Raw genomic sequence first — 8,875 nt, 5'->3', positions numbered from 1 at the left:
CAACGTCCTCTCGCGACCGTAGTCATCGGGGGATTGTTTACGGCAACGATTTTGACCCTTATTGTTTTACCAGTTTTGTATAAGGTATTGGATACTAAAGAAACAAAAAAAGTAAAGTTGAATATAAATGCCAAATTGCTTGTGGTGGCGCTATTTTGTTTTTCTTCATTCGGTTTTGCTCAACAAAAAAATGCTGAGTTAGAGGGGTTATTGGAAAAAGCAACAACAAACAATGCTGCTCTCAAAGCTATTAATACCAATGTTGATCGTGCCAAAGCTGCCATCAAAGCGGCCTATACCATTGACAAAACCACTTTGTATTACAGCTATGACCAAAATAATTTGGCCTTAAACGATATTCCCATAAAAGTCTTTGGTGTACAGCAACAATTTAGTTTTCCTACAGTGTATCGTGCACAACAAAAAGTGCTGGAAGCCGAATATGAAAAAGAGAAAGCGGCTTTTGAAGTTCAAAAGTTAGCTATTTTTCAAGAAGTTGCCCAGCATTACAATACTTTGGTGTATTTGAATCATCAAAAAGAAATGTATCACTATTTGGATAGTTTGTATCAAAATTTTTCTAAAGCCAGTGGACGAAAATTTGAATTGGGGGAAAGCAATTATTTGGAAAAAATCACCGCTGAGAGCAAGTATCGTCAAATCCACACCAAGTTGGAACAATTGGATATGGCACTAGAAGCCACGTATGCTCGGTTACTTGCGGTGTTACAAGATAAAGAGGTTCCTAAGGTTGCCACAAAAAAATTAGAACCCATAATGGAATTGGATTATAGTTCAAATAAAAACCTTTATGATGTTTATTATCAAAAAGTTAGCGAGGTAAGCAATCGTAATATAGCACTCCAAAAACAAGGCTGGTTGCCCGATTTAAGTTTGGAATATTTTCAAGGTAGAAATAACGGATTATCCTCGTCGCTTTATGGCTTTCAAGTTGGTGTTTCGGTTCCCTTATTTTTTGGGGCTACTCAAGCAAAAATAAAAATAGCGCAATTGGAGCAACAACGTTGGGAATTTCAGAAGCAGCATGACATTCAACGTTTAGAGCTTACGATCAAAGCCCAACAAAAAGAACTTGAACGGTATCAAAAAGCCATGCAATATTACCAGGATACGGGGAAACAATTGGCCGATGAAATTACCAAAGTAGCCGATCGAAGTTTTAAACAAGGTGAAATTGACTTTTTTCAATACATCATCAGTTTGGAGAATGCAACCGAAATTCGTGCCGCCTATTTGGATGCGGTCTACCATTATAATGCCCTTCATTATCAATTACAGTATTTGACACTTCCTTAATTATGAAAAAAATAATCGTTATAACGCTGATTTTACTCGCACTAGGGTGTAAAAACGAATCGGTTACTTCTGAAGAAATGGCTCAAGATACAGGCTATGTAACCGTTTCACAACAGCATTTTAAAACCATGGGAATGGCCGTAAGTACTCCCATTGTTAAGGATTTTGATGTAACTATCAAAGCCTCAGGAAGGATTGATGTTCCTCCAAAAAATCGGGCAAAAATCACAACTTATATCGGAGGGTTTGTGAAGTCTTCCAACCTGTTGATTGGGGATAAGGTGCAAAAAGGACAAGCATTATTGACTATTGAAAGTCCCGAGGTGGTGGATATGCAGAAAGAGTATCTCACCGTAGCCCGACAGATTTCCTTCTTAAAGTCGGAATTCACACGCCAAAAAACCTTATACGATGAAAAAATTACGTCACAAAAGAATTATTTAAAAGCCGATAGCGAATACAAAACGGCCTTGGGGCAATACCAAACATTGCGTCAAAAGCTGGTGATGTTACACATTAACCCCACCGCTGTAGAACAAGGTAAAATAGCCTCTACCATTACTTTGTATGCTCCAATTTCGGGCGATGTGATTGCTGTAAATGCAACGGTAGGTATGGCTGTCAATCCGGCTGAATCATTGATGGAAATTGTTAACACAAGCGAATTACATGTCGAGTTGAGTGTTTTTGAAAAGGATATATTACGGGTAAAAGAAAATCAGTTAATCAAGTTTACTGTGCCCGAAGCTTCACAAAAAATATACAATGGAAGTGTTCATTTAATTGGCAAATCGATTGAAGGTACCGAACGGACGACCAACGTACACGGTCATTTGGATGAAAAGGAAAAGCAAGAACTCCTGACAGGAATGTTTGTAGATGCCCAAATTATTGTCGATCGCAAAAAAGGATATGCGATTCCCAAAGACGCTTTAGGAAAAACGAATGATAAATATTTTGTACTTTTAGTACATCATAAGGACGCCAAAGGATTCCATTTTACTAAAGTGCCCGTTCAAATTGGCGGAACTTCTGAGGATTTTGTGGAAATCGTTTTAAATGGAAAAATTAATGCGCAGGCTAAAATACTCGTGAAAGGAGTTTTTGATGTAACCAACTAAGTATGAACCCGTCTCAATTAGAAAAGCAACTGCAAACCGAAGTGGATACTGCATTTTTATATCGCAGTATTGCAGCGGTACAAACGGATGCAAATTTGCAGAAAGTTTTAGAGGCTCTTGCAGCTATTGAGGATGCGCATGCCAATCATTTTTATAACGAATTATTGCAGGGAAATAGCAAAGCTTTTTTTCCAAAACCTTCTAGTCGCGCGCGATTGCAGTTGCGTTTAGGGAAAATATTTGGCTACAATGCCATTATCAGTAGTTTGGCCAATGTAGAAAAACAGATGGCTTCTTCAGTGGTTCGAAATAAACAAAAATCAGGAGAATCGGTTTCGGGATTTGAACACAACCATTTGCGGATTATTGAAGCCGTGAGTGCCAATGAAGCGCTGAATGTCTCGGGAGGATTGCTCTCTAAGTTGGAAAGTCGCCACAAATCGGTAGGAGGAAATGCACTTCGTGCTGCAGTGTTGGGAGCCAATGATGGTTTGGTGTCTAATATGAGTTTAGTGATGGGGGTTGCGGGTGCGGCTGCGCAAAATAATACGATTTTATTAACGGGAATTGCGGGTTTATTGGCCGGGGCTATTTCGATGGCTTTAGGTGAATGGTTATCGGTGCAGAGTTCAAGTGAATTGCATCAAAGGCAAATCGATTTGGAAATGAGCGAACTCGAAGCTTCGCCCGAGGAGGAAAAGAAAGAATTAGTCTTATTGTATCAAGCGAAAGGATTGTCGGAAAAAGAAGCACAGCAATTGGCTGAAAAGGCGTTTGCGACTCCTGAATCGGCACTTGATACACTAATTGTGGAAGAGTTAGGAATTAACAAAGACGAGTTAGGAGGATCGGCTTGGGAAGCAGCGATTACTTCATTTATTTTGTTTGCCTTGGGAGCGATAATTCCCCTTTTTTCATTCTTTATTCTTACGGGACAGCAAGCGGTATTATTAAGTTTGACTTCTAGTGTGGTAGGATTGTTTGTAATTGGGGCTTCAATCACCTTGTTTACAGGGAAATCGATTTGGTTTTCGGGAATGCGACAAATCCTGTTTGGATTAACCGCCGCTGCGATAACTTACGGAATAGGCGCGTTGATAGGGGTGCAATTGGCAGGATAACATTATTTTAATTTTTATATTTTTTTCTTATGAACGAAGCACATTTACATTTGGTAGTGAATCATTTTCCTATTGTAGGCGTAATTTTTGGATTTATACTTTTAGTTGGAAGTTTGGTTTTCCGAAATAAAACTTTACAAAATACAGCCTATTTTTTATTTATCATTAGTGCTATTGCTACATTAGCCAGTATGCGAACCGGTGAAGGTGCTGAGGAAATTGTAGAGGAAATGCCTGGAATTGGTCACGATATTATTCATGAACATGAGGAAATTGCCGAAAAAATGGCGTTGATCATGTATGCATTAGGCGGACTTTCCTTAGTGGGTTGGTACTTAAATACGAAAGAAAATGCCAAAGCAAAATGGGTGGCGCTTTTGGCAACCCTAGTTTCGATTACAGGGATGGTTTTGGGAAGTTTAACAGGAACCAGTGGGGGTGAAATTCGTCACACTGAAATTCGTGAAGCTACAACACAAAGTCCGGCTACTCATGACTCAGCAACGGAGTCGCATGAAGAGTAAATACGTATTGTTTTTATAATTCAAAAACGGACATTCTAGAGAGTGTCCGTTTTTTTTTATGCCTGTTCAAAAAGTTGGATTTGACTTTTTAAGCGTTCGATTAACATATTCATCATTCGCTTATTTAAATTGGAAGAGTTTTGAATATATTCACGGTATTCGTCGACGGTAAACAATCCGATGACAATTCCTTTTAGAGAGTTTCTAAACTTGATATCTCGCTGGATGACATTCTCGATATACCCCATTTTTTTATCGGGCGATAAGTCAAAAAAAACATTCTTTTGCTTTATGGCGTAGTTTCGAAAAACTTCAATGAATAAATCATTTTGTAACTTCAAGATAGGGCGTAGCGTCTGATTTTGAAAAACCTCTTCTGAAGAAGAAAAAGGGGTAATTGTACCAATGGCTTCGCCGCGCAATTCCATCAAGCTGGGGTCTCTAGGTTCCATTTTTTCTTTTAAAGGTAAACAAAAAAGCCCCTGCGTTGAAGCAGAGGCTTTAGTAGTTATTAATAGCTATTTGTTAATTACTTCACACGGAAGGTAACACGACGTACTAGTTTACGTGCACCATCGGAGTTCGGATCTACCGAAGTATCTTCCCCTTGAACCACTACATTCATACGGTCAGCACTGATTCCAGCTTTCACCAAGATAGCTTTCACAGCTTCAGCACGTTTGTTGGCTAAACTAATGTTGGATGCCGTAGAGCCAATTTCGTCAGCATGACCAATGATGTCAATTTTAGTATCAGGGAAGTTACGAAGGTAAGTCAACATAAAGTCGATTCCTTCTGTAGATACATTGGTTGGTGTCGATTTGTTGGTATCGAAATAGGTAGTAACGTAACCTTCGTTGATAAGATTCTTAACCATATCAACATTAGATTTCTCAGCAACTTGTTTGGCTGATTTGTCTACGTAACGCTCCAATTCATCGGGTACACCGTTACGGTTAATATCCACCATTTTACCTCGGCTATCCACAGCAACACCTGCTACTGAATTGTTCTCTTGGTCTAGGTAATCAGGTACACCGTCTTTGTCGGTATCGTTCATCAAGGTTTCCATTTCGTCTACACGTTTGCCCAAAGCTTCAATCTCTTCCGATTTTTTATCGCGAATTGTTGCCCAGTCACCGTGCATGTCATTAGCACCAAACGAATACGATAAACCGATCGTTCCTGAAATCAACTGGCCGTTTAAGTTGTTGGAAATATCAGCATAGGTACCATCCCAGTTGAAATGCTGACGGTAGTTATTTTGCACCGTGATATCCAACATAGCTGCCAAACGATTGGTTATTCTAAATTGAGGTGTTATCCCAACTACTAAACCACCGTTCCATTCAGTAACATTGTAATTATGATCATTTTCAACAATATTTTGCGTTTTAGAGGTCATTGCATCGATTTTAACACCTGCGTGCGCTAATAATCCAAAGCGATTAAGACTTTCTTGAATGCCAAACAAACGACTTAAGTTCACAACCCCTTGGACAGATACTCCAAACTGTTGCATCTTGAAAGGCAAACTTCCATTTCCTTTAATATTTCTAATTTCTTCGAAGTGTAATGTTCCTTTAAAACCGAAGTTAGGACTGAACATATAACGTCCTGCTAAGGCAAAACTGTTCGCCTGAGGTTTACCAAAAAAAGTACCGGGATCACTTGAAAAATAACCAGGTGAATACGGTTTAACTCCTTTTGCTTGTCCCACAGAAGCTTCAATAGTCCAACGGTTGAATTCGGGAGAGGCTAAAGTGTCGTTGGCAACCTCTTCATTTTGTGCGTTTAGGGCGGTAGTCGAGGCCAACACTAAAGACAACAAAGTAATTTTCTTCATACGGTATAGGTTAAATTTATACTTTGAACTGCAAATATAAGCCTTTGAAGTAAATAGGCAACAAAAAGTGTTAAAAGATTCCTTATTTTTACCAACACAATCATTAACAAATGTAAGAATAATCTTAAATACAATATTAAGTATAATAAATTAACAGCGAATAAGTTATGCGTTTCCACACTCGAAAATGGGTAAAACCCGAAGATTTAAATCCCAACAGCACCTTATTTGGCGGACGATTACTAGCTTGGATTGATGAAGAAATAGCGCTCTATGCTATCATTCAACTCGAAACGCCGCGTATTGTTACCAAACATATGTCTGAAATCAACTTCAGGAGCTCAGCCCGACAAGGCGATATTGTTGAAATTGGTATAGACGTCCTAAAATTTGGGACCACTTCGCTAACCCTAACGTGTGAAGTACGCAACATGATGACCCGCGAAACCATTATCACCATTGATCATATCACTATGGTAGGTGTTGATGAATTTGGCAAACCGAAACCGCACGGGAAAACAAAAATAGAATACATCAGCGATCGGTTAAATCGCTCTAGTTAAGGGGTTGAATCATTTGTAAGTGAAGACGATAATTCAAATATTTCCAAGTCAAAATAAGGTACCGAGGCCATGACATGATCAAAAATATCGGCCATGATATATTCATATTGTTCAAAGCGTTGGTCTTTAGAAAACGCATAAATTTCTAGCGGAATACCTTGCGATGTAGGTTGCAATTGACGGCACAATAAAATCATGTTTTTATTCAGTCCCGGATGCTGTTCTAAATAGCCCGTAATGTATTTTCGGAACAATCCAAAATTGGTCATATTCCGACCGTTTACCAACAACGATTTATCGATTTGATGTGTCGCATTAAATTTTGTAATCTCAAGTTGACGTGTATCGATATAACTAGAAATTAATTGAATTTGCTTCATTTTTTGAAGTTCGTGTTCTTCCAAAAAACGTATACTTTTGGCTTTAATCAAGATAGAACGTTTAATACGTCGTCCATCGGAATCCAACATACCACGCCAGTTTCGAAAAGAATCAGAAATGAGACTGTAGGTGGGAATTGTGGTGGTGGTATGATCGAAATTTCGAACTTTTACCGTAGCCAAATTGATTTCAATCACATCGCCATCGGCACCATATTTATCAAACGTAATCCAATCGCCAATGCGCACCATATCGTTAGTGGCCACTTGAACGCTCGCAACAAATCCGAGAATGGTGTCTCTAAAAATTAAGATCACAAAGGCCGAAACCGCTCCCAAGGTTCCCAACAAAGTGTTGGTCGATATTTCAAAAATGCGCGAAATGATTATGCCCGAGCCTACTACCCAAAGCATAATCATGATCACTTGGATAAAACTATCAATCGGTTTGTCAGCGTATTTCGGTTTTTCTTTTAAGAAATCACGAATGGACTTCAAAATACTTCGAATGATCCATAAAGTGAGCACTACGATGTAAACTCCAACGACTTTACCAAAAAACGCTTCCCAATACACATATTCCTCCAAAATAACAGGTACTGATTTGTATATGAATAAAAAGGGAATGAGGTACGAAATGTACTTGGCCGTTTTGTTGTTGACCAATAAATCATCAAAATTGGTTTTGGTACGTTGCGCAACTACGGCTAAAACGGTGACTAAGGTAAATCGAAAAACCCAATAGATGATAAAGGCAACACCCACCATCTCAATCATATTAACCACTAGGCTAGTATAAGAGGCAAAGGTGTCGCCAAATCCTAATTTTCGGATTAATGGATATAACCAACCGTAAAGTAATTCCAGTTTATGATGCATTTTTTACAAAACGTTTTTCGGCTATAAAGGTACCAAACGGAAGGAAGGAAGCTAATTCGATCCAAAATAAATCTTTCCAGCTCCATCCTTGTTTTGATTTTAGGGCAAAAGCGAGGTAGGCATAGGCAATAAACAAAATCCCATGCGCCATACCAATGGGAAACAAAAGTGTTTTATACAAGATTAAATCTGAGGGCTTAATCAGCAACATATTGATAAACAAAGCGATATACGATAGTCCTTCTCCCCAAGCAACCCAGCGAAAAATTGTTGTCATCCTTTTTTGAGGGCAAAAATAGGGGAGTATTCGCTTTGTTGATAATTAATTATCGAAAATTTAACCAAAACAAACGCATTGAAAATTAGGAGGAACGTCTTTTTTAATGTTATTTTTGCAAAATTTCATTTTTGATGTCCGAACTACTCCATAACGATAATTTTGAAGTCCGTAAAGAACTTTACGACTACCAAATTCGTGACATCAGCGTCATCTTTGAACGACTCGATCACGCACCATCATCGTATCATTTATTGTATCAATTGCCGACAGGGGGAGGGAAAACGGTAATCTTTTCCGAAATCACACGGCGTTATTTAGAAAAACATCAAAAGAAAGTTGTTGTACTTACGCACCGCATCGAATTGTGCAAGCAGACGTCAAAAATGCTAACTCATTTCCAAGTTAAAAATAAGATCATTAATAGTTCCATCAAAGAATTGCCCGACCAAGATGAGTATGCTTGTTTTGTAGCGATGGTGGAAACCTTGAAAAATCGTTTAAACGATAAAAAATTAGCGATACAAGATGTAGGCTTGGTGATTGTCGATGAAGCACATTTTAATTCCTTTCGAAAATTATTTAGCGCATTCAAAGATGCTTTTATCTTGGGCGTAACGGCTACCCCTTTGAGTTCAAATATCAAACTGCCGATGTATCAAAATTACAATGAATTAATTGTTGGTGATACCATCCAAGAATTGATTGAACAAGGGTATTTGGCCAAGGCTACCACGTACAGTTACAATGTTGGATTAACCTCTTTAAAAGTGGGCATCAACGGGGATTATACCGTAAAATCCTCCGATGAATTGTATTCCAATTTGATGATGCAGGAAAACATGCT

10 protein-coding genes are annotated in these 8,875 nt (G+C 38.5%); 6 read left to right on the top strand and 4 right to left on the bottom strand.

Annotation, left to right across the window (positions count from 1 at the left end; all coding sequences use genetic code 11):
- From Q0037_RS00565 to Q0037_RS00550, 4 genes are all read left to right on the top strand, one after another.
- Positions 1-1,317, top strand: a 1,317-nt coding sequence (locus tag Q0037_RS00565) for a TolC family protein (protein WP_297513804.1), incomplete at its 5' end; no start/stop codon positions are given.
- A 2-nt stretch (positions 1,318-1,319) separates the two neighbouring features.
- Entirely contained in the window at positions 1,320-2,438 is a 1,119-nt protein-coding gene (locus tag Q0037_RS00560; protein WP_297513801.1) for an efflux RND transporter periplasmic adaptor subunit, read from the top strand.
- Between the two features lie 2 nt (positions 2,439-2,440).
- Entirely contained in the window at positions 2,441-3,559 is a 1,119-nt protein-coding gene (locus tag Q0037_RS00555; protein WP_297513798.1) for a VIT1/CCC1 transporter family protein, read from the top strand.
- A gap of 29 nt (positions 3,560-3,588) precedes the next feature.
- Entirely contained in the window at positions 3,589-4,083 is a 495-nt protein-coding gene (locus tag Q0037_RS00550) for a DUF2231 domain-containing protein (RefSeq protein ID WP_297513795.1), read from the top strand.
- A 56-nt stretch (positions 4,084-4,139) separates the two neighbouring features.
- On the opposite strand, the gene Q0037_RS00545 is transcribed toward Q0037_RS00550, so the two are convergent.
- Together Q0037_RS00545 and Q0037_RS00540 are read right to left on the bottom strand one after the other, a co-directional pair.
- Positions 4,140-4,535, bottom strand: a complete 396-nt coding sequence (locus tag Q0037_RS00545) for a glyoxalase (RefSeq protein ID WP_297513792.1) — start codon at positions 4,533-4,535, stop codon at positions 4,140-4,142.
- A gap of 77 nt (positions 4,536-4,612) precedes the next feature.
- Positions 4,613-5,929 carry an OmpA family protein gene (locus Q0037_RS00540; RefSeq protein WP_297513790.1) on the bottom strand — a complete coding sequence of 439 codons (1,317 nt, stop codon included), beginning with the start codon at positions 5,927-5,929 and terminating at the stop codon, positions 4,613-4,615.
- 167 nt (positions 5,930-6,096) lie between these two features.
- On the opposite strand from Q0037_RS00540, the gene Q0037_RS00535 reads away from it, so the two are divergent.
- Entirely contained in the window at positions 6,097-6,492 is a 396-nt protein-coding gene (locus Q0037_RS00535; RefSeq protein ID WP_073362248.1) for a hotdog domain-containing protein, read from the top strand.
- Here the strand turns inward: Q0037_RS00535 and Q0037_RS00530 are convergent.
- Both Q0037_RS00530 and Q0037_RS00525 read right to left on the bottom strand, forming a co-directional pair.
- Positions 6,489-7,751, bottom strand: coding sequence for a mechanosensitive ion channel domain-containing protein (locus tag Q0037_RS00530; RefSeq protein ID WP_297513782.1), 1,263 nt, complete (start codon positions 7,749-7,751; stop codon positions 6,489-6,491). The two genes, Q0037_RS00535 and Q0037_RS00530, sit on opposite strands and share 4 nt — an antisense overlap.
- Positions 7,741-8,028, bottom strand: a complete 288-nt coding sequence (locus Q0037_RS00525) for a DUF3817 domain-containing protein (protein WP_297513779.1) — start codon at positions 8,026-8,028, stop codon at positions 7,741-7,743. Before Q0037_RS00525 ends, Q0037_RS00530 begins: the two co-directional genes overlap by 11 nt.
- A 134-nt stretch (positions 8,029-8,162) precedes the next feature.
- Here Q0037_RS00525 and Q0037_RS00520 point away from each other — a divergent pair.
- On the top strand, positions 8,163-8,875 hold a 713-nt coding region (locus tag Q0037_RS00520), incomplete at its 3' end, for a DEAD/DEAH box helicase family protein (RefSeq protein WP_297513776.1).

This window comes from Flavobacterium sp. (genome assembly GCF_027482425.1).
GTDB lineage: Bacteria > Bacteroidota > Bacteroidia > Flavobacteriales > Flavobacteriaceae > Flavobacterium.
This window is presented reverse-complemented; position numbering and strand designations above follow the sequence as displayed.